Source organism: Leifsonia sp. GW821-FHT13C09, from assembly GCF_058806435.1.
Window position 1 is genome coordinate 401,285 of the sequence record NZ_JBXAPS010000003.1, and the last position, 24,828, is coordinate 426,112.

General features: G+C 67.7%; 24 protein-coding genes and 1 tRNA gene. 7 read left to right on the top strand and 18 right to left on the bottom strand.

The features are described 5' to 3' along the window. Positions 1 to 8: 8 nt before the first annotated feature. Positions 9 to 81: transfer RNA gene (locus tag AC1ROW_RS13395), tRNA-Thr, on the bottom strand. 77 nt (positions 82 to 158) lie between these two features. Next, positions 159 to 1,058 (bottom strand): DsbA family protein, encoded by a 900-nt coding sequence (locus AC1ROW_RS13400; RefSeq protein WP_493019396.1) that lies wholly within the window; start codon positions 1,056 to 1,058, stop codon positions 159 to 161. Positions 1,059 to 1,405: 347 nt separating this feature from the next. Here AC1ROW_RS13400 and AC1ROW_RS13405 point away from each other — a divergent pair, with 347 nt between their 5' ends. Continuing rightward, complete coding sequence (locus AC1ROW_RS13405; protein ID WP_493019397.1) at positions 1,406 to 2,500, top strand: ABC transporter ATP-binding protein; 1,095 nt, start codon at positions 1,406 to 1,408, stop codon at positions 2,498 to 2,500. 91 nt (positions 2,501 to 2,591) lie between these two features. Beyond that, entirely contained in the window at positions 2,592 to 3,896 is a 1,305-nt protein-coding gene (locus AC1ROW_RS13410) for a DUF4032 domain-containing protein (RefSeq protein ID WP_493019398.1), read from the top strand. Positions 3,897 to 3,915: 19 nt separating this feature from the next. Here AC1ROW_RS13410 and rlmB read toward each other — a convergent pair whose 3' ends face one another. The 3 genes from rlmB to AC1ROW_RS13425 all read right to left on the bottom strand — a co-directional run bounded on the left by rlmB (position 3,916) and on the right by AC1ROW_RS13425 (position 6,840). Next, complete coding sequence (rlmB, locus tag AC1ROW_RS13415) at positions 3,916 to 4,938, bottom strand: 23S rRNA (guanosine(2251)-2'-O)-methyltransferase RlmB (protein WP_493019399.1); 1,023 nt, start codon at positions 4,936 to 4,938, stop codon at positions 3,916 to 3,918. Next, the gene (cysS, locus tag AC1ROW_RS13420) at positions 4,935 to 6,368 is read right to left on the bottom strand and encodes a cysteine--tRNA ligase (RefSeq protein ID WP_493019400.1); all 1,434 of its coding nucleotides are present in this window, start codon (positions 6,366 to 6,368) and stop codon (positions 4,935 to 4,937) included. The genes rlmB and cysS overlap by 4 nt, the downstream gene beginning before the upstream one ends. 88 nt (positions 6,369 to 6,456) lie before the next feature. Then, positions 6,457 to 6,840 carry a nuclear transport factor 2 family protein gene (locus AC1ROW_RS13425; RefSeq protein WP_493019401.1) on the bottom strand — a complete coding sequence of 128 codons (384 nt, stop codon included), beginning with the start codon at positions 6,838 to 6,840 and terminating at the stop codon, positions 6,457 to 6,459. A 74-nt stretch (positions 6,841 to 6,914) separates the two neighbouring features. Between AC1ROW_RS13425 and AC1ROW_RS13430 the strand changes: the two genes are divergently transcribed. Together AC1ROW_RS13430 and AC1ROW_RS13435 are read left to right on the top strand one after the other, a co-directional pair. Further along, a complete protein-coding gene (locus AC1ROW_RS13430) occupies positions 6,915 to 7,253 on the top strand; it encodes an ArsR/SmtB family transcription factor (RefSeq protein WP_493019402.1) in 339 nt (112 codons plus the stop codon). Further along, the gene (locus tag AC1ROW_RS13435) at positions 7,246 to 7,686 is read left to right on the top strand and encodes an SRPBCC family protein (RefSeq protein WP_493019403.1); all 441 of its coding nucleotides are present in this window, start codon (positions 7,246 to 7,248) and stop codon (positions 7,684 to 7,686) included. Before AC1ROW_RS13430 ends, AC1ROW_RS13435 begins: the two co-directional genes overlap by 8 nt. A 13-nt stretch (positions 7,687 to 7,699) precedes the next feature. On the opposite strand, the gene ispD is transcribed toward AC1ROW_RS13435, so the two are convergent. Both ispD and AC1ROW_RS13445 read right to left on the bottom strand, forming a co-directional pair. Then, positions 7,700 to 8,860, bottom strand: coding sequence for a 2-C-methyl-D-erythritol 4-phosphate cytidylyltransferase (gene ispD / locus AC1ROW_RS13440; protein ID WP_493019404.1), 1,161 nt, complete (start codon positions 8,858 to 8,860; stop codon positions 7,700 to 7,702). Positions 8,861 to 8,953: 93 nt separating this feature from the next. Continuing rightward, complete coding sequence (locus AC1ROW_RS13445; protein WP_021763858.1) at positions 8,954 to 9,436, bottom strand: CarD family transcriptional regulator; 483 nt, start codon at positions 9,434 to 9,436, stop codon at positions 8,954 to 8,956. A gap of 178 nt (positions 9,437 to 9,614) precedes the next feature. Between AC1ROW_RS13445 and AC1ROW_RS13450 the strand changes: the two genes are divergently transcribed. Continuing rightward, complete coding sequence (locus AC1ROW_RS13450) at positions 9,615 to 10,118, top strand: hypothetical protein (RefSeq protein ID WP_493019405.1); 504 nt, start codon at positions 9,615 to 9,617, stop codon at positions 10,116 to 10,118. 78 nt (positions 10,119 to 10,196) lie between these two features. Here the strand turns inward: AC1ROW_RS13450 and AC1ROW_RS13455 are convergent, their stop codons facing one another. Next, positions 10,197 to 10,880 carry a response regulator gene (locus tag AC1ROW_RS13455; protein ID WP_493019406.1) on the bottom strand — a complete coding sequence of 228 codons (684 nt, stop codon included), beginning with the start codon at positions 10,878 to 10,880 and terminating at the stop codon, positions 10,197 to 10,199. Continuing rightward, positions 10,877 to 12,028 (bottom strand): sensor histidine kinase, encoded by a 1,152-nt coding sequence (locus tag AC1ROW_RS13460; RefSeq protein WP_493019407.1) that lies wholly within the window; start codon positions 12,026 to 12,028, stop codon positions 10,877 to 10,879. Before AC1ROW_RS13460 ends, AC1ROW_RS13455 begins: the two co-directional genes overlap by 4 nt. 194 nt (positions 12,029 to 12,222) lie before the next feature. Between AC1ROW_RS13460 and phoU the strand changes: the two genes are divergently transcribed. Together phoU and esaA are read left to right on the top strand one after the other, a co-directional pair. Then, positions 12,223 to 12,879 (top strand): phosphate signaling complex protein PhoU, encoded by a 657-nt coding sequence (phoU, locus tag AC1ROW_RS13465; protein ID WP_493019408.1) that lies wholly within the window; start codon positions 12,223 to 12,225, stop codon positions 12,877 to 12,879. A 212-nt stretch (positions 12,880 to 13,091) separates the two neighbouring features. Further along, positions 13,092 to 14,966 (top strand): type VII secretion protein EsaA, encoded by a 1,875-nt coding sequence (esaA, locus tag AC1ROW_RS13470; RefSeq protein WP_493019409.1) that lies wholly within the window; start codon positions 13,092 to 13,094, stop codon positions 14,964 to 14,966. A gap of 148 nt (positions 14,967 to 15,114) precedes the next feature. Here esaA and AC1ROW_RS13475 read toward each other — a convergent pair whose 3' ends face one another. From AC1ROW_RS13475 to essB, 9 genes are all read right to left on the bottom strand, one after another. Beyond that, positions 15,115 to 15,588, bottom strand: coding sequence for a DUF5085 family protein (locus tag AC1ROW_RS13475; protein WP_493019410.1), 474 nt, complete (start codon positions 15,586 to 15,588; stop codon positions 15,115 to 15,117). Continuing rightward, positions 15,588 to 15,992 (bottom strand): hypothetical protein, encoded by a 405-nt coding sequence (locus AC1ROW_RS13480; RefSeq protein WP_493019411.1) that lies wholly within the window; start codon positions 15,990 to 15,992, stop codon positions 15,588 to 15,590. The genes AC1ROW_RS13475 and AC1ROW_RS13480 overlap by 1 nt, the downstream gene beginning before the upstream one ends. A gap of 90 nt (positions 15,993 to 16,082) precedes the next feature. Next, on the bottom strand, positions 16,083 to 16,961 hold the full coding sequence (locus tag AC1ROW_RS13485) for a hypothetical protein (protein WP_493019412.1): 879 nt from the start codon (positions 16,959 to 16,961) through the stop codon (positions 16,083 to 16,085). Between the two features lie 4 nt (positions 16,962 to 16,965). Further along, positions 16,966 to 18,204, bottom strand: a complete 1,239-nt coding sequence (locus AC1ROW_RS13490; RefSeq protein ID WP_493019413.1) for a hypothetical protein — start codon at positions 18,202 to 18,204, stop codon at positions 16,966 to 16,968. Continuing rightward, positions 18,195 to 18,548: a hypothetical protein gene (locus AC1ROW_RS13495; protein WP_493019415.1), complete on the bottom strand. Its 354-nt coding sequence runs from the start codon at positions 18,546 to 18,548 to the stop codon at positions 18,195 to 18,197. The genes AC1ROW_RS13490 and AC1ROW_RS13495 overlap by 10 nt, the downstream gene beginning before the upstream one ends. Further along, entirely contained in the window at positions 18,545 to 18,814 is a 270-nt protein-coding gene (locus AC1ROW_RS13500; RefSeq protein ID WP_179605149.1) for a hypothetical protein, read from the bottom strand. Before AC1ROW_RS13500 ends, AC1ROW_RS13495 begins: the two co-directional genes overlap by 4 nt. Further along, positions 18,811 to 19,269, bottom strand: a complete 459-nt coding sequence (locus AC1ROW_RS13505) for a DUF4176 domain-containing protein (RefSeq protein WP_493019416.1) — start codon at positions 19,267 to 19,269, stop codon at positions 18,811 to 18,813. The genes AC1ROW_RS13500 and AC1ROW_RS13505 overlap by 4 nt, the downstream gene beginning before the upstream one ends. Positions 19,270 to 19,271: 2 nt before the next feature. Further along, the gene (gene essC, locus AC1ROW_RS13510; RefSeq protein WP_493019417.1) at positions 19,272 to 23,735 is read right to left on the bottom strand and encodes a type VII secretion protein EssC; all 4,464 of its coding nucleotides are present in this window, start codon (positions 23,733 to 23,735) and stop codon (positions 19,272 to 19,274) included. Then, on the bottom strand, positions 23,732 to 24,811 hold the full coding sequence (gene essB, locus AC1ROW_RS13515; protein ID WP_493019418.1) for a type VII secretion protein EssB: 1,080 nt from the start codon (positions 24,809 to 24,811) through the stop codon (positions 23,732 to 23,734). Before essB ends, essC begins: the two co-directional genes overlap by 4 nt. Positions 24,812 to 24,828: the final 17 nt, after the last annotated feature.

The following is a 24,828-nucleotide window of genomic DNA, read 5'->3' on the forward strand; positions in this document are numbered from 1 at the left end:
GAGAACGGAGCCGACTGCGAGGTTCGAACTCGCGACCGCTCGCTTACAAGGCGAGTGCTCTACCAGCTGAGCTAAGTCGGCGGACATGGCGGACGCCCGTCGCGAACCATCCTAGGGGATGCGCGGCGGGCGCCCGGGGTGCGGAACGGTGGCCGGACTCAGCTGCCCGCGCTCGGCGACGGCGTCGGCGTGGAGGTCGACGAGTACTCGTCGCCCTGCGCCTGCAGGATGAACGCCTTGAAGTCGTCGGCGTTGGTCAGCGAGCCGGTGTACGGCTTGCCGTTGACGAGCACGAGCAGCGCGTTCGTCATCTTCTTCACGCTGGAGTTCGGGATCGGGCCGCTGAGCGCGCGGTCGCTGGCGGAGGCGACCCAGGACTTGAATCGGCCGTCGTCCACGCAGGAGTCGATGTCCGACGGGGAGGCCCCCGCCGCCGACGCCAGCTTCTTCAGCTGGTCGTCGGTGAGGCCAGGGCCGCCGTCGGCCGGCTGGTTCTCGAACAGTGACTGGTTGAACGCCCAGAACGACCGCGGCGAGTAGTTCGCCACGCAGGCCGCGGCGTTGGCGGCGCGCAGCGAGTACCGGGTTCCGGCGGAGTGGCTGGTGTAGATCGCGACCGGGTGCATCTCGACCGTGACCGCGCCGTCCTTCACCAGCGGCTGGAGCTGCTTCAGGTTCGTGCGCTGGAAGTCTCCGCAGAGCTTGCAGAGGTAATCGGCGTAGATGCGGATGTCGACGGAGCTGCCGTGCGGGTCCGGCGTGCTCGCGATGGGCTTCGCGTCGGCCGCCAGAGCCGGGGTCGTCTTGACCTGAAGGCCGGAGCCGACGACCACGCCGTCGCTCGCCATGTTCTTGGGGCCGGGCACGGTCGGCCGGATCGCGCCCATGATGACCACCGCGACGATGGCCAGGACCGCGATGACGCCGATCACGATGCCGCCGGACAGCAGGGCCTTTCTCCTGCGGTCCTTGCGCTGCTGGCTCGTGCGGAGCTGTCGGGCTTTCTCCCGCGCGGCCGCGCGGACATCGCCGCTGCGGCTCTCGTCGGGATCGTTCATGGAACTCATATCTCGGGGGAATCGGCTCTCGGGGTAGGCGGAGCGGCGCGTGGGGGGACGTGCCGCCGGGTGTGGCGTGAGCAGACGCAACCAGACGACCATATTGCGGCAGTCTGGGAATAGACCAGACATACCCCGCTCACGCCCCGAGCGCCACCTGGGGGTTGGCCCCCGAGTGCGGGACGTCCACCCCTCGCGGCCTCCCGGAGACCCGTGGTAAGTGCAGCGCTTCGGATGCCTTACTATGGGGGTCGTGGCATCGACGCCCCTGGACGTCGACGCCACGTCTATTCCATTCACAACGGATCGTCCGGCACGTACCTGCCGGTGAAGGAGACAAAAGAAAAATGGCGACTGTCACCTATGACAAGGCGACCCGGCTCTACCCGGGTTCCAACCGCCCCGCGGTCGACGCTCTCGACCTCGACATCGCAGACGGCGAGTTCCTCGTCCTGGTCGGCCCGTCCGGCTGCGGCAAGTCCACCTCGCTCCGCATGCTCGCGGGTCTCGAAGAGGTCAACGACGGCAACATCTTCATCGGCGAGCGCAACGTCACCGACGTCCCGCCGAAGGACCGCGACATCGCGATGGTGTTCCAGAACTACGCGCTGTACCCGCACATGACCGTCGCCGAGAACATGGGCTTCGCCCTGAAGATCGCCGGCGTCGGCAAGGACGAGCGCGCCTCCCGCGTCCTCGAGGCCGCCAAGCTGCTCGACCTGGAGCCGTACCTCGGCCGCAAGCCGAAGGCGCTCTCCGGTGGTCAGCGTCAGCGCGTCGCGATGGGCCGCGCGATCGTCCGCTCCCCCCAGGTGTTCCTCATGGACGAGCCGCTGTCGAACCTCGACGCCAAGCTCCGCGTCCAGACCCGCACCCAGATCGCGTCCCTCACCCGCCGCCTCGGCGTCACCACGGTCTACGTCACCCACGACCAGACCGAGGCGCTCACCATGGGCGACCGCATCGCGGTCCTCAAGGACGGCGTGCTCCAGCAGGTCGGCACCCCGCGCGACCTGTACGCGCAGCCGAAGAACGTCTTCGTCGCCGGCTTCATCGGCTCCCCTGCCATGAACCTGTTCACGGCCGACGTCACCGACGGCGGCGTCAAGTTCGGCACGACGGTCGTCCCGATCGAGCGGGACGTGCTCGCCAACGCCGGCAACACCGTCACCATCGGTGTCCGCCCGGAGGACGTCGTCGTCTCGACCGCCGAGAGCGGCGGCCTGAAGGTCGCCGTCGACCTCGTCGAGGAGCTCGGCGCCGACGGCTACCTCTACGGTCACTCCGAGCTCGAGGGCAAGCGCACCGACATCGTCGGCCGCGTCGACGGCCGCGTTCACCCGAACGCCGGCGACACCGTGTTCATCACCCCGAAGCCGGGCCACGTCCACCTCTTCCACGCGGAGTCGGGCGAGCGTCTCGGCGGCGCCGTCGTCGACTGAGGTCGTCGCAGCTGATCCTCACTCTGCCGCAGTCCGGTCCCGGGCTGCGGCAGAGTGCTTTCCGCCCCCACCCGCTCCTGGAAGGCGCCTCATGGCCGGCTCTGTCAACATCACCGCGGCGACCGTCGATCCCGCTCTGCTCGATCTGCCCTGGAACATCCCGTTGGACCAGTGGTCGAACGAGCACATCGCGCTCCTGCCCAAGGGCATCAGCCGGCACCTGGTCCGGTTCGCGAACCTGTCGGGCTACGTCATCGCCATCAAGGAGACCACCGCGGAGATGGCGCAGCGCGAGTACGACATGCTGCGCACCCTGCAGCGCCTGGACGTGCCGTGCGTCGACCCGGTGGCGGTCATCAAGAACCGCACCGACGACGACGGCGACGCGCTGAACGCCGCGCTCGTCACGCGGCACCTCAAGTTCTCGCTCCCCTACCGCGCGCTGTTCTCGCAGACCCTGCGCCCGGACACCGCGACCCGCCTGGTGGACGCCCTGGCCGTGCTGCTGGTGCGGCTGCACATCGTCGGCTTCTTCTGGGGCGACGTCTCGCTCTCGAACACACTGTTCCGCCGCGACGCCGGCGCCTTCGCCGCCTACCTGGTGGACGCCGAGACCGGCCAGCTCTACGACGGCGGCCTCTCGAACGGTCAGCGCGAGAACGACCTGGAGATCGCCCGGGTCAACATCGCCGGCGAACTGATGGACCTGGAGGCCGGCGGCCGGGTGGACGAGGAGCTCGACCCGATCAAGGTGTCGAACGGCATCGTGGCCGCTTATCGGTCGCTCTGGAAGGAGCTGACCGGCAGCGAGTCGTTCTCCTCCTCGGAGCGCTGGCGGATCAGCCAACGCGTGGAGCGCCTCAACGAGCTCGGCTTCGACATCGAGGAGCTGGCGATCAAGACCTCCGACGAGGGCACGACCGTCCGCATCCAGCCGAAGGTCGTGGACGCCGGCCACCACTCCCGCCGCCTCCTGCGCCTGACCGGCCTGGACACCGGCGAGAACCAGGCCCGCCGTCTGCTCAACGACCTGGACTCCTACTCGGCGACCCTCGGCAAGCGTGGCCTGGACGAGGAGGCGATGGCCCACGAGTGGCTGATGCGCGTCTTCGAGCCGGTCGTCCGCGCCATCCCGGCCGACCTTAAGGGCAAGCTGGAGCCGGCGGAGGTCTTCCACCAGCTCCTGGAGCACCGCTGGTTCATGTCGCAGGCCGAGGGCCGCGATGTCCCGCTGGCGGAGGCGCTGACCTCCTACATCAACGACATCCTCCGCCACCGCCGGGACGAGGCGACCGTCGTGGGGCCGCCGACGGAGACGATCAGCATCCCGGTGATCGGCGGGTCGACCGCCGCGGAGACCGACGACGACGAGGACGACTGGCGCTCGAAGGTGTGAGCGCCGGTCGCCGCACGCGTCAGCGCTTCGCGGCCTTCCCCTCGGCCCGCAGCTTCGCGATCTCGTAGAGCGTCACGCTCGCCGCGATACCCGCGTTGAGCGATTCGGTCGAGGCGGAGATCGGGATGGAGACCACCGCGTCGCAGGTCTCGGTGACGAGACGGGAGAGGCCCTTGCCCTCGCTGCCGACGACGATCACGACCGGCCGGTCGGCGAAGGACAGGCCGGGAAGCGTGGTGTCGCCGCCGCCGTCGAGGCCGAGCACGAACACGCCCGCCTTCTTGAACTCCTTGAGCGTCGCCGTCAGATTGGACGCCATTGCGACGGGGGTGCGTGCCGCGGCGCCCGCCGACGTCTTCCAGGCCGACGCCGTCATCCCGACCGAGCGGCGCTGCGGGACGATCACGCCCTGCCCGCCGAACGCGGCCGTCGAGCGGATGATCGCGCCGAGGTTGCGCGGGTCGGTGATGCCGTCGAGCGCGACGAAGAGCGGCGTCTGACCCTTGCGCAGCGTCACGTCGAGCAGTTCCCCCGGATGGGCGTACTCGTACGGCGGCACCTTGAGCGCGACGCCCTGGTGCACGGCGTCGCGGCCGGCCAGGCGGTCGAGCTCCGGGCGCATGACCTCCAGCACCGGGATCGCGCGGCCGGTGGCGATCGAGAGGATCTCCTTCATCCGGTCGTCCATCTCCACCCGCGCCGCGATGTAGAGCGTGGAGGCCGGGATCGCCGCGCGCAGGGCCTCCAGCACCGAGTTGCGGCCGGTGACGATCTCGCTCTCGTCGCCGGTCTTCGCCCGGCGGGCGGCGCCGGAGGCTCCACGCGGGGCGCCGTCGCGGCCGCCGCGCTGCTCGGCCTTGGCGGCCGCGCGCTCACGGAGCTGCTTGTTCTTGTAGGCGACGTGGTATTCGCGGTCCTCGGCCTTCGGGGTCGGGCCGCGACCCTCCAGGGCCTTGCGGCCGTGGCCGCCGGTGCCGACCTGGGCGCCCTTCTTGCTCTTCCTCACGGCCCCGGCGCGGGGCTTGCCACCCGAGTTCTTCATGCTTCGATACTCCAATGCGACCCCGACGGGGTGTCTTCGATACTGATTCCCGCGGCGGTCAACTCGTCGCGGATGCGGTCTGCGGCCGCGAAGTCGCGCGCTTGGCGCGCCTCCTGGCGGTCGTCGAGCAGGCGGCCGATCAGCGTGCCGAGCGCGTGCTCGGCCGCGCTCGAACCGGCGGTGTGCCAGTGCGGGGAGAGCGGGTTGATGCCGAGCACCTCGGTCATCGCGAGGACATGGCCGCGCGCGGCCGCGGCCGCCTCCAAGTCTTCCGCATCCAGTGCCGCGTTTCCTGAACGCACGGTGTCGTGCAGCACGGCGAGCGCCTGCGGGACGGCCAGGTCGTCGTCCATCGCCTCGGCGAACGCGCCGGGAACGACCTCGACTCCGCTGCCGGCGAACCGGGTGCCCGCGAGCCGCCGGTCGACCCGCTCGAAGAAGCCGGCGATCCGGTCGAGCGCCGCCTCCGCCTCGCTGAGCGAGCCGTCGTGGTAGTCGATGGTGGACCGGTAGTGCGCGGAACCGAGGTAGTAGCGCACCACCAGCGGGCGGGCGGCGCCGAGCAGGTCGGCGGCGTAGACCGAGTTGCCGAGCGACTTGCTCATCTTCTGCCCGTTGACGTGGACGAGGCCGTTGTGCACCCAGTACGACGCGAACCCGTCCCCGGCGGCGGTCGACTGGGCGAGCTCGTTCTCGTGGTGCGGGAAGCGCAGGTCGAGGCCTCCGCCGTGGATGTCGAACTGCGGCCCGAGGTAGCGGCGCGACATGGCGGAGCACTCGATGTGCCAGCCCGGCCGGCCCTCCCCCCACGGCGACGGGAACGCCGCCGAGTCGGGCTCGTCGCTCTTGCGTCCCTTCCACAGGGCGAAGTCGCGCGGATCGCGCTTGGCGCGCGGGTCCGCGTCGGCCGCGGCCTCCATGTTGTCGATGCTCTGCCGGGTCAGCTCTCCGTAGGCGGGCCAGCTCTTCACATCGAAGTAGACGTCGCCCGAGCCGTCCTCGGCCACGTAGGCGTGCCCGCGCTCGATGAGGCGCGCGATAAGCTCCTGCATCTGCGGGATGCTCGCGGTCGCGCGCGGCTCGTAGGTCGGCGGCTGGACGCCGAGCGCTGTGTAGCCGGCGGTGAACTCCAGCTCGAACCGGTAGGCGAGCGCCCACCACTCCTCCGAGCCGCCCTGCGACTGCGCGGTGAGCGCGTTGACGAGGATCTTGTCGTCGATGTCGGTGACGTTGCGCACCAGCGTCACGTCCAGCCCGCGGTACGCGAGCCAGCGGCGCAGCTGGTCGTAGACCAGGGCCGACCGGAGGTGCCCGATGTGGGGCGACGACTGCACCGTCGGCCCGCAGACGTACATGCCCACCGCACCGGGGCGCAGGGGGACGAAGTCGCGCAGGGCGCCGGCCTTCGTGTCGAAGAGTCGCAGAGTCACGGCACAAGCCTACGGGTCGCCGCCAACGCCCACGCGATCCGTGACCGAAGAGGTGGAGAAGTCGGACAGACCCGACGCCTGTGGAGGACTATCGCGCGGCTGCGCGGGCGGCGAGCGCCTCGTTGACCGGCGCGAACGTCACCCGATCGAAGATGAGCTCGATCTCGGTGATCCTCCCGCCGCGCACCGTCACGAGCTCGACGCACGGCACCGCGCCCGCCTCGGTGTCCGTGACGAAGTCGTAGACGACGCAGGCCCGCTCCCCGTCGACGAAGACCTCCCGAATGTCGTTGCGCACCAGTGCGGCCAACAGCCGGTCGAGCGCGGCGATCCACTCCCGCTCGCCCAGCGTCCCTCGCGCGAATCGTGCGGCGAGCCCGTCGTCCAGCAGTTCCTCGACCCGTTCCAGATCGTGGGCGCCGACGGCCTCGATGTACTCGCGCGCGACGGCCGCGGTGTCCGTTCCGGTCATGTCACTCCCCTTTCCACAAGTCATGATAAGTACAAACCATCGTTTGTGCTAGCCTGAATCCGACAGGAGGCCCCATGCCGCAGACCGCCACCGACCGTTCGCTCGACGCCGCGCTCACCGCCCTCGCCGACGCGAACAGGCGCGCCATCCTCGCGGCGCTCCGCGACGGCCCCACGCCGGTCGGCCGGCTCGCCTCCGAACTCGGCCTCTCGCAGCAGACGACCTCGCACCATCTCGGCGTCCTCCGCCGCGCGGGGCTGGTCTCCGGAAGCCGCGACGGCACCCGGCACCTCTTCGTCGTGGACGATGACGGCCTCGCCGCGGTCCGCTCCTACCTCGACGAGTTCTGGCCGAGCCGCTTGGCCGCCCTGAAGGCGGCCGTCGAGAGCGGCCAGGAGAAGACCGATGCCTGAGCACCGCGCGGCGGTGGAGATCGCAGCGCCGCCCGAAGCGGTGTTCGCCTACCTCGTCACGGCGGATGGCCTCACCGCCTGGATGGGCCAGCATGCCGTCCTGGACCCGCGCCCGGGCGGCGAGTTCACCGCCGACATCGCGGGAAGCCCGATCCGCGGAGCGTTCCTGGAGGTGGACGAGCCGCGCCGCGTGGTGGTGAGCTGGGGCGTGGCCGGCAGCGACGACCTCCCGCCGGGAGCGTCCACCGTCACATTCACCCTGACCGCCATCCCGACGGGGACGCGCGTCGAGGTTCACCACGCAGGCCTTCCCGAGCCGCGCGTCGCCGGTCATCGCGCGGGCTGGGCGCACTTCCTCCCTCGCCTGGCGATCGCAGCGAGCGGCGGAAACCCGGGCGAGGACGACTGGAGGCCGCTTTCACCGACCCGGTGAGAGTCTGTCGAGCTCAGCGCGCGAACAGCAGCGCCGTCGCGAACGCGGCGATCCCCTCGCCGCGCCCCGTGAAGCCCAGACCGTCCGTGGTCGTCGCCGCGAGCGAGACGGGGGCGCCGAGGATCCCGGACAGAAGCCGCTCCGCCTCCCCCCGCCGGGGCGCGAACTTCGGTCGCTGGCCGACCAGCTGCACCGACACGTTGCCGATCCGGAAGCCCGCCTCCTCCACCAGGCGGCGCGTCTCGGCGAGGAACACCTCGCCGTGCGCCCCCGCGAACCGCGGGTCGCCCGTCCCGAACACGCCGCCGATGTCGCCGAGTCCCGCGGCCCCGAGCAGCGCGTCGACGATCGCGTGGCACGCCGCGTCCCCGTCGCTGTGCCCCGACAGCCCCGGCTCGTCGGGCCAGTGGAGACCCGCCAGCCAGAGCTCGGCGGACGGATCGAACGCGTGTGTGTCCGTCCCGAGCCCGATCCGCGGAAGGACGGAGGGTGCGACCAGCTCGCGTGCTCGCTGCAGGTCCCACGGCGTGGTGATCTTGAACGCATCGGTCGCGCCCGGCAGCACCGTCACGCGGTACCCGGCCGCGGCGACGAGCCCGGCGTCGTCGGTCTCGTCGGTGGTCGCGGCGGCGTAGGCGGCCAGCAATTGCTCGCGCGGGAAGCCCTGAGGAGTCTGCACGGCGGCCAAGGTCGAGCGGTCCACCGTCTCGTGAACCGATCCGTCGCCGTGGACGCGCTTGATGGTGTCGCTGACCGGGAGGCCGGGGATGACCCCGTGCCGCGTATCGACCACCGCGTCCACCACCGCGTCGAACAGCGCGGACGGCGTGAGCGCTCGGGCGGCGTCGTGGACGAGGACCACCTCCACGTCGTCGCCGATCGCAGCGAGACCCGCGGAGACCGACCGCTGGCGCGTGTCCCCGCCCGCGACCACGTCCGCATCGCGCCCGAACACCCGGCGCGCGATCTCCGCGGCCTCGGCGACACGGTCGGCGGGCACGACGAGCACGGGATCGGCCGGCAGCCGCATGCCGCGCACGGCATGCAGCGAACGCTCCAGCAGGGTGGTCCCGTCGAGCTCCACGAACGCCTTCGGGACCTCGGCCCCCAGGCGCGTGCCCGAGCCGGCGGCGACGACGACGACCGCGACGCGCGGCCCAGGGTTGCTGCTCACGTCACGAGACTACCCGGCCCACGACGACCACCCCGGAACGCCGAAAGGCCCGCGACCGAAGTCGCGGGCCTTTCGAAGCAGGTGAATCGCGGGCTAGGAGGCGAGCACCTCGTCGAGCAGGCTGGACGCCTTCTCGTCGTCGGTCTTCTCCGCCAGGGCGAGTTCCGAGATGAGGATCTGCCGAGCCTTGGCCAGCATGCGCTTCTCACCGGCGGACAGACCCCGGTCCTGGTCGCGGCGCCACAGGTCGCGGACGACCTCGGAGACCTTGATGACGTCGCCCGACGCCAGCTTCTCCAGGTTGGCCTTGTACCGGCGGGACCAGTTGGTCGGCTCCTCGGTGAACGGGGCGCGCAGCACCTCGAACACGCGGTCGAGGCCCTCCTTGCCGATGACATCGCGCACACCCACGAGATCCACGTTCTCAGCGGGGACCTCGATGGTCAGATCGCCCTGAGTCACGTTGAGCTTGAGGTACAGCTTCTCTTCACCCTTGATGATTCGTTTCTTGACCTCGGTGATCGTTGCAGCACCGTGATGGGGGTAAACGACGGTTTCGCCGACCTCGAAAAGCATAGATATGTTGTCCCTTCAGCAACGAATAGGATACCACACGAGGCACATGCTAAGGTTCGCCCCTGCACCTGCCGGGAGGCCGGGGAGCCCGGTCGGCATACGGTAAACTCGTGCTCACACCCGCTTCGTCACAGGGCATCAGCGCGCCGTCGAGCGGAACGATTCGGAGGATCATCCAGTGAAAGCTCGCGTCGCGGCGTCCATCGTCCTCGCCCTGGCGGTCGCAGCCGGCACCGCCGGGTGCGGCTTCATCGCACCGCAGGCCACCACGAAGCACTACGACGCGAGCGACGGCGTGAGCGGCAACGTCGGCCAGATCGACGTGCGCAACGCCTTCATCGTCACCGACGGCGTCGGCGGCAAGGTCGGCAACCTCGTGGTCAGCCTGGTCAACACCGACAGCAAGAGCCACCGGGTCGCCATCACCTCCGCGTCCTCCGGGAGCGCGGCCTACGTCACGGTCGAGCCCGGCGAGGTCAAGAAGGTCGGCGCCCAGCCCGACAAGGCGTCCTCCAGCAACGTCTTCCTCACCCCGTTCGACGTGCTGCCCGGCAGCAACTACGACGTGTACTTCCAGTACGGCGACCAGACCGGCGTGAAGCTGCAGGTCCCCGTCCTCGACGGCGGCCTCCCCGACTACAAGCGGCTCGTGCCGCCGACCATCCTGCCCGCCCAGGGCTGAGCCGCACACCACGGACACGCCGAAGCCGCCCTCGCGAGAAGCGAGGGCGGCTTCGTCGTTGGCGGCGGCGGCCGCCGTTCAGGCGTTGAAGCGGTAGCCGAGGCCGCGCACCGTGACCAGCATCTGCGGGTCCGACGGGCTCTCCTCGATGCGCGAGCGGATGCGCTTGATGTGCACGTCGAGCGTCTTGGTGTCGCCGAAGTAGTCGCTCCCCCACACCCGGTCGATGAGCTGACCGCGAGTGAGCACGCGCCCGGCGTTGCGGAGCAGCAGCTCCAGCAGCTCGAATTCCTTCAGCGGCATGGAGATCTCGTCGCCGTTGACCGCGACCGTGTGCCGGTCGACGTCCATGCGGACCGTGCCGGCCTCCAGGATGCCGTCGTCCTCCAGTTCCGCCTCGTCCACGCGCCGGCGCAGCACGGCGCGGATGCGGGCCAGCAGCTCCCGCGACGAGTACGGCTTGGTGACGTAGTCGTCCGCGCCCAGCTCGAGGCCGACCACGATGTCCACCTCGGAATCCTTGGCGGTCAGCATGATGATCGGGACGCTGGACCGGGTGCGGATCTCGCGGCACACCTCCGTTCCCGGGATGCCGGGCAGCATCAGGTCGAGCAGCACCAGGTCGGCGCCGGCGCGGTCGAACTCCGCGAGGGCCGTCGGGCCGTCTTCGGCGACGGTCACCTCGTAACCTTCGCGCTTGAGCAGGTACGCGAGCGGCTCGCTGAGCGCGGCCTCATCCTCGACGAGCAGGATCGCTGTCACAGGTTCTCTCCAATCGGGGGACGGACGGTGGCGGCCTCGGGCAGCCGGATGGTGAAGGTGGAGCCGCGGCCGGGCTGCGACCAGACCCGGACCTCACCGCCGTGGTTCTGCACGGCGTGCTTGACGATCGAGAGGCCGAGCCCGGTGCCCCCGGTGTTGCGGGAGCGGGCCTGGTCCACCCGGAAGAAGCGTTCGAACACGCGGTCGAGGTCCTCCTCGGGGATCCCCTCGCCCTGGTCGGTGACGGCGATCTCGACGACGCCGTCGACCGTGCGCACGCCGATGCCGATGCGGGAGTCCTCCGGCGAGTACTGGATCGCGTTCGAGATCAGGTTGTGCACCGCGGTCACCAGCAGCGCCTCGTTCCCGAGCACGGTCGCGTCCTTCTCGCCGCGCATCGCGATCTCGATCCCGCGCGACTCCGCCGCGACCCGGTTCTGGTCGATGGCGGCCCGGACGACCTTCTTCGCGGAGAGCTGCTCGGCGTCGCCGAGTGCGTCGGCGGCCTGCAGGCGGCTCAGCTCGATGATGTCCTGGGTGATCCGGGCGAGCCGGGAGGCTTCCTCGCTCAGCCGCAGCGCGAACCGTCGCACCTGCTCCGGGTCGTCGGAGGCGTCGTCCAGCGCCTCGGCCAGGAGGGTGACCGCGCCGATCGGGGTCTTCAGCTCGTGGCTGATGTTCGCCACGAAGTCGCGGCGCACGGACTCCAGCCGGAAGGACTCGGTCCGGTCCTCCGCCAGCAGCAGGATGTACCGGGAGCCCAGCCGCGCCACCCGCACGCTCAGGTGGATGTTGGCGTCGCCGAACGGTCCGCGCGCGAGCTCGCACTCTTCGGTGATCGGCTCGCCGGTGCGGCGCACCCGGTCGACGAGCTCCACGAGGTGCGGGTGGACGAGGGCGCCGTTCCAGACCAGCCCGATCGCGTGCGCGCCCGGGGACGCCTTGATGACGTTGTTGGACGGGTCGATGACCACGCCAGCGGACTCCATCGCGTCGAGCACCTGGTCGACGCCGTCCGGCACGGCCGGGTTGGACACCGCGGCCGCGTGGTCGCCGCGGCGCGCGGCGATGTGGAGGATCCAGACGAACCCCGCGCCGACGACCAGCCCCAGGCCGAGCGAGAGCAGCACCAACCAGGCGGAGTTCATACCCAAAGCGTAGGTGATGCGCGAGGACGCGCCGCGACCGGTGAGGCTCTCCGCCGCGTGTTTTCGCGGGTACGTTAGACAGTGTTCAGCCCTACGGCACCGTCCGTTAACCTCCCGAAGCGACCATGCTGAACGGGGTCAGCCGACCCCAGTATCCCGCGTGCCCGCGTACGCGGCAGGAAGGACCTCAACCCATGCGCGAAGTTTTCCAGCAGGAGCTGGCCGACGTTCAGGACCGGCTGGTCGAGATCGCCGAGCTGGTGGTCCGCTCGATCCGCAGCGCCACGGAGGCGTTCAACGAGTCGGACGTGTCCCTCGCCGAAGAGGTGATCGCCAACGACCACCGCATCGACGAGCTGACCGTGCTCCTGGACGAGCTCTCGATCCAGATCCTCGCCCGCCAGCAGCCGGTCGCCCGCGACCTCCGCATCGTCGTGAGCGCCCTGCGCATCAGCGCCTCCCTGGAGCGGATGGGCGACATGGCCGAGCACATCGCCCAGCTGGCCCGCTACCGCTTCCCGGACAAGGTGGTCCCGAAGAGCCTGCGCTCGACGTTCGCCGAGATGGGCCGCCTCGACGTGCAGATCGCGGAGAAGCTCGCCGAGCTGCTGCGCACCCAGGACATGCGGATCGCGGACGAGATCCGCAACGACGACGACGACATCGACGAGCTGCACGCCAGCGTGTTCGACAAGGTCCTCGGCGAGACCTGGAAGGGTCAGGCCGTGGACACCGTGGACGCGACCCTGGCGAGCCGCTACCACGAGCGCTTCGCCGACCACGCCGTCTCCATCGCGAAGAAGGTCCAGTATCTGGCCACCGGCGACTGGGCCCCCGAACTGGCCGGCTGACACCGCCTCTCTCGTCGCACACCGCCGAGTACGCGAATCATCGCGTACTCGGCGGTTTTCGTTCACCCTCCCCTGGCTTGGATATCCACGCTCAGATTTCAGACGCATTATGATGGGACGAGCATTCGGCGATGTCGTGAGGAGAGGTGCACATGGGGGGTCCGTCGAGGGGGAAGCGCAGAGCGAAGGCCGTACGATTCGCGTCCGTACCCGTGCTGCTCGCAGCGCTGGTCGCGGGTTTCCTGATCCTGAACGACGACGCCGCGCGCCGCGTCGGCAACTTCCGGCCGACCGTGGGATTGGTGAACGAAGACCTGGCCGCCGAGTTCAACAGCGAGGAGTACGCCTTCGGCGCCTCCTTCGTCGATCGGATCTCGAAGGACTCCGAGTACAACTGGACGGTGGTGTCCCGGCCGGTGGCAGAGAAGGCGTACAAGGACGGCTCGGTCGACGCGGTCCTCTACATCCCCCGCTCGTTCACGCACGACATCCTGACCCTCCAGAAGACCAGTCCGACGAAGGCGACGGTCGAGTTCCGGCTCCGCCACCAGTCGGACGTCAGCGCGGACCGACTCCTGGAGAGCAGGATCCGCGACGTCCTGCACGACTTCAACCGGAGCGTCGTCACCATGTACTACGCGTCGCTCGCCGACAACATCGCCCAGGCCGACGGGCAGATGAGCGCAACGCTCGGCATCCAGAAGGCCCTCATCGCCGCGCTCGCCTCGGATGTGCAGGAGCCGTTCGCGAACACCCTGCCGACTTTCCAGAGCCTCATCGCGAGCGCGTCGGGACTGAAGGACGTCGAGGCCGCGACCCTCGAGGCGCGCAACTCCTACACGAAGTCGGTCATGGACCTGCTCACCGGCAGCGGTGAAGCCCTCATCGGCCGGCTGCCGGGAATCGAGGCGCACACCGACCGGCAGCGTGAGATCGCGCAGCTCAACGCGGACAACGGCAACAGGGGCATCGCCGACCAGGCCGAGCTGGACCGCGACCACTACAGCACGCAGTTCGAGTCGTCCCGGACCGGCACGCTGTGCGCACTGAACGGTCTCGACACGACCGACGCCGCCGAGGGCTGCGCCGACGCGGACGGGGCCGCTCCGGCGCACCTGCTGGGCCGGCTCGCCGAACTCCGGCAGGCGGTCGCACAGTTCTCCGACGGTAACGCACTCTCCTTCGCCGGCATCGCCGACAGCCTCGACCAGCGGATCGCCAACCTGCGCGTCATCGAGTACCTGTTGAACTCGTCAGCGAGGCCGATCACGCCGGACGCCCCCAGCGGCGATACGCAGCCGGATCCGCCGACCGACCCTGGCGCGCGTAGTGTGCCCGCGCTGCCCCTGGTTCCGGCCGAGCCGACCGCGCCCGTCCACCCGGGGATACTCCAGCTACTGCACGATGAGATCGCTGCACTGGAGGCGGTCCGGGACTCTCTCGACCCGAGCGGCGCACCGCTGTTCGAACCCGAGCTGACGAACCTGGACGCCTGGTACGCGGACACGCTCAACGCCGTCAAGGGCTCCTCCCTGACACCGGGCCCGGTCTCCAGCCTCGACGTGCGGGACTGGAGCACCCACACGTCCGACACCCCCGGCCTGTACGTGGACGGCAGCGACAGACTGGCCGCCGACATCACCACGCTCATCACCCAGGCCGCGGACAACAGCAGCAGGCTCGCCACCGTTTCCACGACGGTCCCCGACAACTCCACCCGGTTCGAGGCGCTCCTCCAGAACTCGAACACCACGTTCACGGGCGCCGAGAGGGTGCGCAACGGGGTCGAGAAGCTGCTCGCGTCTGGAAACACCGGGCTCACCGCGAACGAAGCGTACTACGCGAACTTCGCCACCGTCCTCGCGAACACGAGAACACCGGGTGTGGACACGGGCAGCATCTACGCGTTCTTCTCCGCGCCGATCGAGGCGAAGAACGTCACGGGTGAACGACCGGCGGCGTCAAGCGATACCGGAGCCGTCGGGATGGTCGACGCGAAATGGGCGGTGGTTTTCACGTGCGGCCTGCTTGCCGGCGTGGTCGTGATGACGGTGGGGAACGCGGTGCGCAGGCGGAAGAAGGCGTAAACCGGGCGCGGCCGGGCTCCGGCCCCTTTCGGGAGAGCTTCGAGCGAAAGCTGATCCGGGCCGATTATCGGCTGAACGACCCCCTTTTTCGGGAGCATTTCAAGTCCCGCACAGGCGTCTCGCGCCCGCGCCGGCAGGCGCGCTTTTTTCAGTCCCGGGCTTCGCTCGGGTCGACGTAGCCGACATACACCGACGCGTACCTCGAGCCGTCTTCGGGGAGGACGTGGAAGAAGGGCGCGTTGATTTCCAGGCCGTTGCCCTCCAACGCTGCGAGGAGCTGTGCGTAGACCTGCTCGGTCTGGTGCTCGAAGTCGCCGGTGACGATTCCTTTGACCAGTGGGCTGACCTCGAAATAGGAACGGAACCGCGTGCCCTCTCCAGCTGTGAAGGTGCTCTCTCGGATCGGGAGGAAGAACTCGATGTCGGTGATCTCATCCAGCGGCACGTTGTTCAGGCTGTACACGTAGGGCCCCTTCGGAGTGCCACCCTGCCGGACGACGTCCGAGACGAACGATCCGAGCTGTTCGCCGAGCGTGCTGTAGTGGAACGTCGCACGGCGACTGACCACGTTCTGATACGCCAGCTTCTCATCGAAAGTGACGGATTGAAGAAGAGCATCCATCAGCGAGCCACCGCGTCGACGTACAGGTCCAGCATGACCTCGCCATAGAACTTCAGGACCACGTGGTAGATGGTCTCGATCTCCAGCCCAGCCGCCGCCACCGCCCGCTTGATCTCCTCATACGGCACCGGCTCTTCGAAGTCGTAATGCCGGTAGAAGAAGTCGGTCTCCAGTTCGAGGTGCTCGTTGAAACGGAAACTCTCGGCGCTGTCCTCGACGATGTTGATCCGGTTGCCGAGAGTGGTCATGATCGTGAAGTCACGGCCGCCGGGAACGCTGGAGAAGACGAGCGGACCACTCGTGTAGTAGCCGTTGTGCATCAAAACCTGCTTGAAGTAATCGCCGACGGGGTCGACGACCTCGAACAGGTCGTCGCCCGATCGAAGCTCTGCTGTGTGACTCACGACGTTGTGCATGCTCAACGTCCGCTGCTTAAACCGCATGAAGTGGTCCTTCCGATCGTGTATTCCGCGCTTTGCTTGCGCGCTGGTTCGTCATCGTGAATCTGACATCCCGAGCTTGGTCAGGACCAGCAGAACCACGCAGAACGTGAAGACAATGCCCACCCACAGCGCGACCTTCTTGACAATTGCGCGCACCTCACCCTTCGTACGAACACGCCTGCCAGGCCGATGCTCCCAATACCGCCTATCTTGCGATTTCAGATACGCAAGGTAGGTGAACTCCACTGGCAGACTCGGCACCACCGTCGCGAAAAGCAGTGAACCTAGCACGCCAATCATGTTCGTCAGGTACTGGCCTTGGGTGAGCACATTCGGGACGATCATCACCACCCCGAAAATGATCCACATACTCTTCGAGCTGTACACACTCGACGCGGCCACGAGGTTCCCCCACGTCCGCGCCTCCGAGTGACCGTCACGCAAACGCTTCCTCAACAGCAACACATGCACAACCGTCGCGCCGCACACGTACAACAAACCAACCACGCCAACGACGGGGACGAGTGCGATATCGAATGTCGTGTGGCTTCCCCGTTTTGCGAGGGTGATCAACGCCAGTCCCAAAAGACACAGCGTGTAGACCATAAACGCTGCAAAGACTGCCAGGACGCTGGAGAAGAACACCTGAAACCGGAAGATAAACGAACGGAAGAACGACAACAACATCACAAGACCGCTGAACCCCAGAACAGCCAAATGCGCGTAGTAAAGGAACAGGAACGCGCGGGAGCCGGCATCAAAAGCCATTAAGGCCACGATGGAGAACGTGGGCAGGCTCAGAATGACCGCAGTGACGAACGCCAACATAGGCAAGTTGACCAGCGACGCCCTGCTATCAGCAAGCGTAATGAAGTACGTCTCGTTTGCCGCATCGCGCGCACGCTCAGCCTTACTCGAATGATCGCCCATCACGTCACCAGAACTTCGCCGCAATGCTGTCCCAGGCACTCTTGATACCGTCTTTAGCCCACTCGACGGCCGTCTTATCGCCGAGCGGAACCTCGTTTGCTGCCACGTTGATGACAATCCCCGCCACGGCTCCGACGACGGTCCCTAATGGCGGCAGGATCAATGATCCGACTGCTGCGCCGATTCCCGCCGCCGCGGCCCCACTGCCGACATCGACGACCGTGTCAACAGCGAAATCTCGCCAATCATCAAGCGTCGCATCCCCATCGCCGAAGTACTTGTTGACGTTGGCCCCAACAGAAAGCCCCGTACCCACTAACCCCAGGCCTTTACTTGCCTTGGTGAGCTTCGAAGCGCCCTTCCACCCCTTGAAGTCATCGACAACATCAGCGGCAAAGCCGCTCGCGCCGGCTTTGATCGGTCTCCGATAGTGATCGATCCGGGTTTTGGTGGCCGTGTTGAAGTCTTTCCCTCTCCCATAGAGGTGTCCGCTCGCCGGCTTGTACAGAAACCTCCCACCGTACTTCAACCGGCCTTCAGCGTCCCGGGCGATCTTGTTGCCGGCGAGTTGATCCAGAATCGTCAGTCGCGTCAAACCAGCACCGAGACCGGTGCCGACCGAGCCGAGGATGAGCGAGCCCTTCAACTGCTCCAGAAGGGAAACCGTGTCACCGGTCGCCGCCGCGAGATTGACGAGCCTGTCGCTGAAGAGCCCCGTCGTCCGCGCGGCGAAGTCATGCAGCGCCTGCAGCCTGCCCTCCAGATCCCGCACCGTGGCGTCGAGCTGCGCCAGCACCAACTCCAACTGCGCGTTCCCCGCCTCCAACGCCGGAGCCAACCCGGGCACCGTCGACGACGCAGCAGCAGCCGTCCGGTTCGCCTCGATCTGACGCTCCGTCGCGTCCCGCTGCGCCCTGGTCGCCGTCAGCTGAGTGTTCAGCTCGTCCTCTTTCAGAACCCCGAATGGGGCGACAAACGAGTCCGCTTGCGAGTACCGCTCCAGGTCCTTCCGGATGGCATCGATCTCGCTCCGCGCATCCACGACGCTCGGCCGGATGATCTGCGCGAAGAGAGTGTCGACCGCCGAGTAGCCCTTACCCGAAAGCTGCCCGCCCGCCAACGCCTCCCCCAACTGTGCGCAGGCGCTGTCCGTGGCATCCAGCACAGCCGTCGCGGTGGTCAGCTTCGCCGAAAGCGCACCGGCCAACGCGGCCGAGTCTTCCGCGTCGTAGATCAGCCCCATGACACGTCTGCCTTCTCTCGCCGCAACCGTTCCAGCTCGGCCTCGGACGTCGAGCGGAGCGCCCGCTCGGTCTCATCCAGAAGTTCTGCGTGATCACCTGCCAGGCGGCTCACGTAGGCGTCGAGCTCTCTGCTCGCGGCCAGCCCCTTCTGCACGAAGTAGTTCTTCGCATCCAGGCGGACACCGGCTTCTTCGAACCGCTCGGAATGCACGCGCATCACGTGGGCATACGACGCCCACTGCTCGCTGAGCACGCGAATCGTCGCAAGGTCTTCCGCGGTCCGACTCTCGCGATCCCTGATCTGCCGGTCGAGCGCCAGACGGTGCTCCTCGCGGTCGCTCATCGAGTTCCGCCTACGCTCGCGGCATCGCGCTTGTCACGTGCCTCGATCTCCGACGCGAGAGCCGTGACGCCGTCGGCCTGCCGCTTCACGCCGGAAATGAACGCCGAGATGCTGTCCAGCACTCCGTTGGCAACGCTCGCGCCTTCCTTCATGCTCGCGACAGTGCTCGACCCCAGCGTCACCTGCTGACCATCGCTCTCAACCTCGATGTTCGCGAAGCCCGCCACGGCGGCCTGCGCTGCGGCGGTATTCGAAGCGACCTTCATCGTTCATCCCTTCTGTGGTCCTGTTCGGTCAATCGACGAAGTTCCGCGAACGGATCGACGCCGGGCTCGACAGCATCTGGATCCTCCGCGTCAGGCGCCGAGGCTTCGGGAAGCTCCGTGAGCGGGCCGGTGAACTGTTGCGCACGGCTGATCGTTCGCGGGCCGTTCTCCATCTGGTCGAGAAGATCCGCCAGGAACGCCTCGTCGGCGCTGTCGCTGTACCCCTCGAAGACGATCTCCTCGACGTCTCCGGCCAATATGGGGAAGGTCTCCTGATCAGGCGATTCGCCGTACGGGTGCGGAGCGACCAGATACCGGGGCTCCACTTCGGGTCGCTCCATCTCCTGGCGGAACGCCCCGCGCGCGAGGACGACGAACAGTCCGGAGGCCCGATCGTTCTCGAGCCGAACGATGGAGCCCAGCCCCAGAAGCCGCCCCTGCAACTCCAGAGTCATCGTCACCCCTCGCTCTCGGTCGGGGTCGGGGTCGGCACGACGATCTGGTCCAGTTCTCCATCGATGACGGAGTGCAGCACGTTCCTGGCGTGTGTCTCCTTCTTCGTGCCGAGCGGCAGGCCCTCGATGAAGCGCTGCCCGTTCAGGTCGCCGCCGAAAAGGATCTGGTGGATGTTCTCCTTCAGCGGCCCGGCCAGTCCGAAGACGCTGTTCACCTTCGAGAGGTGATCCAGAACGATGATCTGGACGAGCTCACTGCCCAGACCGAGGAGTTCGGAGATCTGATCCATCGGCAACGTGAGCTTGTCGAACACGTCGGTCATGCCATTGATGACCACGCACCGCGGCACCTGCGTGCCGTGCTCCACCAACTCGGCGAGCGCGAGATTCACCGTGTCAGCGTGAGCCTTCAGCGCCTTCTTGCCCACGTACAGCGCGGGTTCGGCTGCAAGATGTTCTCGCAAGGCGTCATGCGCGTCGATCACCACCAGGCGCTCGGCTTCGACAGCATCGACGAGCTGTCCGATCAGGAACGGGTACAGCAGAGCCGCTTGCTTTCCCGACTCCGGGAAGATCGCCACGGACTTGCCCGTGAAGAGCTCCAGCGTCTCGGGCTCGGAAGTGAGCTTGTTCAAGCCGAGAAGCAGCCTGTTCGATGCCGCGTCGCGCGTTGCGAAACGGGTGAACACCTCCGTGGTCAACTCCCGCGGCACCATCGGGATCCGCGCCGGCCGCGCGCCATCCCACCCATCGTTCAGAGCGGTCACCTGCGCTTCGAGTGCGGCGAGGGCCTCCGAGCCGTTCTCGCCCTCCGCGGGCAGGTAGAACTGGATCGCTGTCGGTCCGTCGGTGAGGAGCTGTCCACGGCCCGGAAGGTCGGTCTGCTGCAGCCGTTCTCTGCCCAGGAGCTGGGCCAGCTCGCTCTCGTCGTTCAAGTAGAGGCACAGCTTCGTGGAGACGTTGCTGAGCATGTTCATGCGCACACCGCCCACCCGGCTCGCGCTCATCACGAGATACACACCGAGCGCTGCGCCCTCGCGAAGCACCTGCAACAGGACGTTGTCGATGGTGTCTTTCCTGGAGTCGTTCGTAGTGAGGTTGTCGTAGCCGTCGAGCACGTTGAGCGTGACCGGCAGCGCCCGCGACGTCTTCGCCTCGTACTGCTCGAGATTCGCGACGCCCGCATCCTTGAACAGCTGCTTACGGGAGGCCATCGCGTCCGAGACCGCGCTGAGCATCTTGCTGAGCTTCTCGCCCTCCTCCGGAGTGACGATGTCCGCGACGTTGGGCAGGTCCCGCAACGGAAGAAGCCCGTTGTTGCCGAAGTCGAACAGATACACGTGCAGTTGTTCGGGAGTCCGGGTCTTCGCGAGATTCACCACGATCGTCTGCAGCACCGTCGACTTGCCGTACCCGGGGCTGCCGAAGACCACAGTGTGCCCGGCGCGCGCAAGGTCGAAGTCGTAACGCTCCTGCGCCTGCCGGCTCGGGATGTCGAGCAGGCCGAGCGGGATGCCGGATCCAGGCCGCGCGGCAGGCTCCGGCGACGCGATCCTCCCCGCCAGGCCCGGCAGCCACGGCTTGTCCGGCCGCGTCAGCGCCTCGTCCCTGTCGAAAACGCCCACGATGCCGTCGATGACCGCCTCGAGCTGCGACGGCAGCTCGCTCGTGTCTTTGCCCTGCTCGACCTCCTCGCCGGGGTCGTAGAACAGCTCGTACTGGCCGAGGTCGTTGATCCGGTAGATCCGCTCGTCCACCTTCTCGGTCACCTGCGCGTCCGGGTCGTACGGCACACCGGCGTAGCCGCTCTGGAAGAGCTCGTACACCTCGTTCTGGCCGACCTTCAGGTAGCCGCGGCCCGGGTTGGTGATGTGCGCGGCATCCGTTGTCTTCAGCAGCTCGTTCGAGTCCTGCTCGCCTGCCATCTTCAGGGCGATCTTCGACGTCGAGTTCGCCTCGATCTGGTCGTTGACCACGCCGCTCGGCTTCTGCGTCGCGAGGATCAGATGCACTCCGAGGCTTCGGCCGATCCGTGCGACCGAGGTCAGCTCGTCCAGGAACTCCGGCACGTTCGCCTTGAGCTCGGCGAACTCGTCCGAGACCAGCACCAGGTGCGGCAGCGGCTTCGTCGGGTACTTCACGTCGGGCTTCGGCTCGTGCCGCTGCTTGTACAGCGTCATGTACGCGTTGATGCTGTTGACGCCGTAGATCGCGAACTCGCGTTGCCGCTTGTCGAGTTCCGCCTTGATGCTCGCCAGCGCTCGGGCCGTGCCCGCGCCGTCGAGGTTGGTGATGGCGCCCATGAAGTGCGGCAGCCGGTCGAGCGTGTTGGCGATGCCGCCGCCCTTCCAGTCGATGATGAGCATGCCCACGTCTTCCGGTGAGAAGTTGATCGCCAGACCGATGAGGTACGTCGTCAAGAACTCCGACTTGCCCGAACCCGTCGTGCCGCCGACCAGCGCATGCGGGCCGTGCGCACGCTCGTGCAGGTCCCAATAGACGTGATCGGACCTGCCGCGCCAGCCGATCAGCGACGCGATCGACTTGTTCGGCTCCGCGCTCGCCCACCGGTCGGCGATCCGCAGCTCGTCGACGGTCTTCACCTCGTACTGCTCCAGCAGGCTCAGCGACTCCGGCACCGCGTTCTTCTCGACCTCCAGATGGTTCAGGTTCGAGAGCTTCCGGAGGGAGTGTTCGAGGCCTTGAGGGAGCGCATACGGTGCGAACGGTGTCGCCACGTACACGTTGCCGTCGGTGACGAGTTCGGCCTTGACGCGGTGCGGCGCCTGGATGAGCGCGGTCACCGTCTCGGGCAGCAGGTTCGCGTCCTCGCTGCACCAGATCACGGTCACCCCGAGCTCGCTCATGTCCTCGGCGAGCAACTCGTTGATGCCGTGGCCGGCCAGGTGGCGATCGTCGGAGATCGTGAACACGTAGTGCGGTGCGAATTGGGGTTTCTGCGAGCCGGCGTCCTTCAGCGCCTGCTTGCGCTTCTGGAGGAGCTGATAGAAGCCGTTCAGCACCACGTCGCGCAGCCGGTCGTTGTAGACCAGCCCGCGCAGGTTCAGTTCCTGCAGCGTGAAGTGCGGCAGCAGCCGCCACCGGCTCCACGTCCGGGTGTACGCCTCGCGGGAGAGCAGGCTGACGAAGTTGACGTCGCGGTAGGAGTGGAAAAAAGCCACCTGGAACAGCAGCGACTGAACGGAGTCGGCGACCACGTCGGGCGGACCGACGAACCCGAGGGTCTGCCCGGCCAAGCCGACCAGGGTCGGCGCATCGCGTTGAGTCCGGAATCCAGCGACCAGCTCCGACACCTGCTGCGCCCCGGCGCTCGCGTCCTTCTCGCTCACGTCGGAGGACACCTTCAGCTGGGATGCGCGATCCGACGCCCCCAGCGAGACCTGCAGGAAGTCCCGGTTGAAACGCTGACGCTCGTAGATCCTCGGGTCGTAGCTCTCGACCATCGCCGCGAGCTCCGGCGGGCTCGGCTGCTGATACCGCAGCACGGCGCGCTCGTCGTCGTAGGCGCGGGAGACCTCGGCGACCGTCCGCACGAGGTACCGGGAGTAGTCCTCCTCGGCTGCGAGCGCTGCGGCCTTGGTCTCCCTCCGCTCTGTGACGTACTGCGAGACCGTGAACGATGCAGTCAGCAGCGTCGCGAGCCCCATTCCGAGCATCATGGCCGGGTTGCTCCCGATGATCAGCGTCGTGACACCGGAGGCCGCGATCATGAAGAACGGCGGCAGCACCATCCGCGCGAGCCGGCTCTTCGGCTTGGCGCCGGGCTTGTCGGGACCTTGCAGCGCGAACTCGGCCTGCTCGACCTCCAGGTTCAGCTTCGGAGATCTCCGATAGTCGGGGAAATCGACCGGGAACTCCCGCTCGGGAGGCTGCACGAGGAGGGCGGCGTGGTCGAACACCGCGTCGGAACCGAACGTGGTGAGCTTGAACTGCGTCGGCCGCCTCTCGAGGATGAATCGCTCGGTCAGCACCACCGTCCCGACGTCGAGGTCGCAGATCTGCCGCCCGTCGACCGCGACACCGTCGACGTACACGAGCCGGCCTCGCGCTTCGACGATCAGCGCGTCGCCCTGCACGATCAGCAGCGGCGCCTCCGCGACGCGGATGCCGGCATAGGGCTCATCGCCGATCACGAGGGCCTCGCGCGCGTCGGTGACGAAGCACTCGGTGCGAGCGAGCGCGGCGGGTATCACCACGCACTCGAGCGGTCCGGCCGTTCCCCGGCCTGCGCCCATCAACTCCCCGTCGACGTACAAGGCCTCGTTGATCACACTGAACTTGTGGCCGTCGTGCTCGACGAACGGGTGCTCTTCGGTGAGGGTCAGCCGGACGGCACGTTCCCCGTCGAGCGCATAGACGAGGAACAGCAGCTGACCCGGATCGAGCCGGGAGTCCAGGGCTGCACCCGCGACGTCCGCGACTTGCTCCGTCTCGAACACGCTCATTGCGCCGCCGCCGCGTCGCTCGTGCCCTCCAGCTTGGCCGTCAACTCGTCGATGGCCTTCGCGTATGTGTCCAGGAGTTCCTGCTTCTTGCCGCCTGCCATCGTGGCGTCGAGTTTCGTGGCCTGGTACAGGTCGGTGTAAGCCAGCAACGTGAGCTGGTCGTCCCCGAGGTTCTGCGCGTAGTCGAGCGCCTGCTCGAACTCGCCGCGGCCGATGGCGATCCAGAAGTTCAGGGTCACGTCGTCGGACTTCTGCGAGATCGTGTTCAGGATCGCCTGCTTCTGTGCGCCCGTCAGATCGTCGAGATTGACGCTCGACACCGCGAGGACATACTTCGCGGACGCCGGCAGGGAGGTGGCCGGGAAGCCCTCCAGTTCCGTCAACGCGCCGCCGTAGTCGCTCGCGAGGAACCGTGCCTGCGACGCGACGACCGCGTCCTGCAGGCGGTTGTGGCTCGCGGTCTGCCAGGCGAACACGCCGGCCACCACCGCGGCGGTGAGTCCGAGCGCGCCGATGACCCGGTAGCCGGCGTACCGGCGCCTCGGAACGCTGACTCTGCGAGCCGCGACGTCGGCGTGCTCGGCCGTCAGCTGCGCGCCGATGTACGCGAACAGTTCGTCGGTCGTCGCGGCCTGTCGCACCGCCGTCGAGAACGTGTCGTTCAGGGCCGACGCCCCGTCCAGAAGGTGCTCGAAGGCGAGCTTGGGGCGGAAGATCTGCAGCACCATCGCCTGCAGCGAGGCGAGGAAGTGCGCTTCGTCGAACGCCATCGGGGCGAGCATGCCCTGGAGGCCGCTGTGCACCACCCGAAGCAGGCCGCCGTCGAGGTACACGTTGTCCGGGTGGATCACCGGCACCCGGAAGCTGTCCCGGTAGCTCACGCACGCCACGAGCTTCTGGGCCAGCGCCAGGCGGTCGAGTCGCGACCTGGCCTGCCCGATGGCGTCGCGGAAGCTGGTCTCCCCGTCGGCCAGAGCGTAGTCGAGCACGAGCCCGGTGTCGGTCTCGTGCGCGTCGACGTAGCGGGAGATCACCTCCAGAGACGCGCTGCGGTACCCGTTCTTCTCCACGCGCACGCGAAGACCCCCGGAAT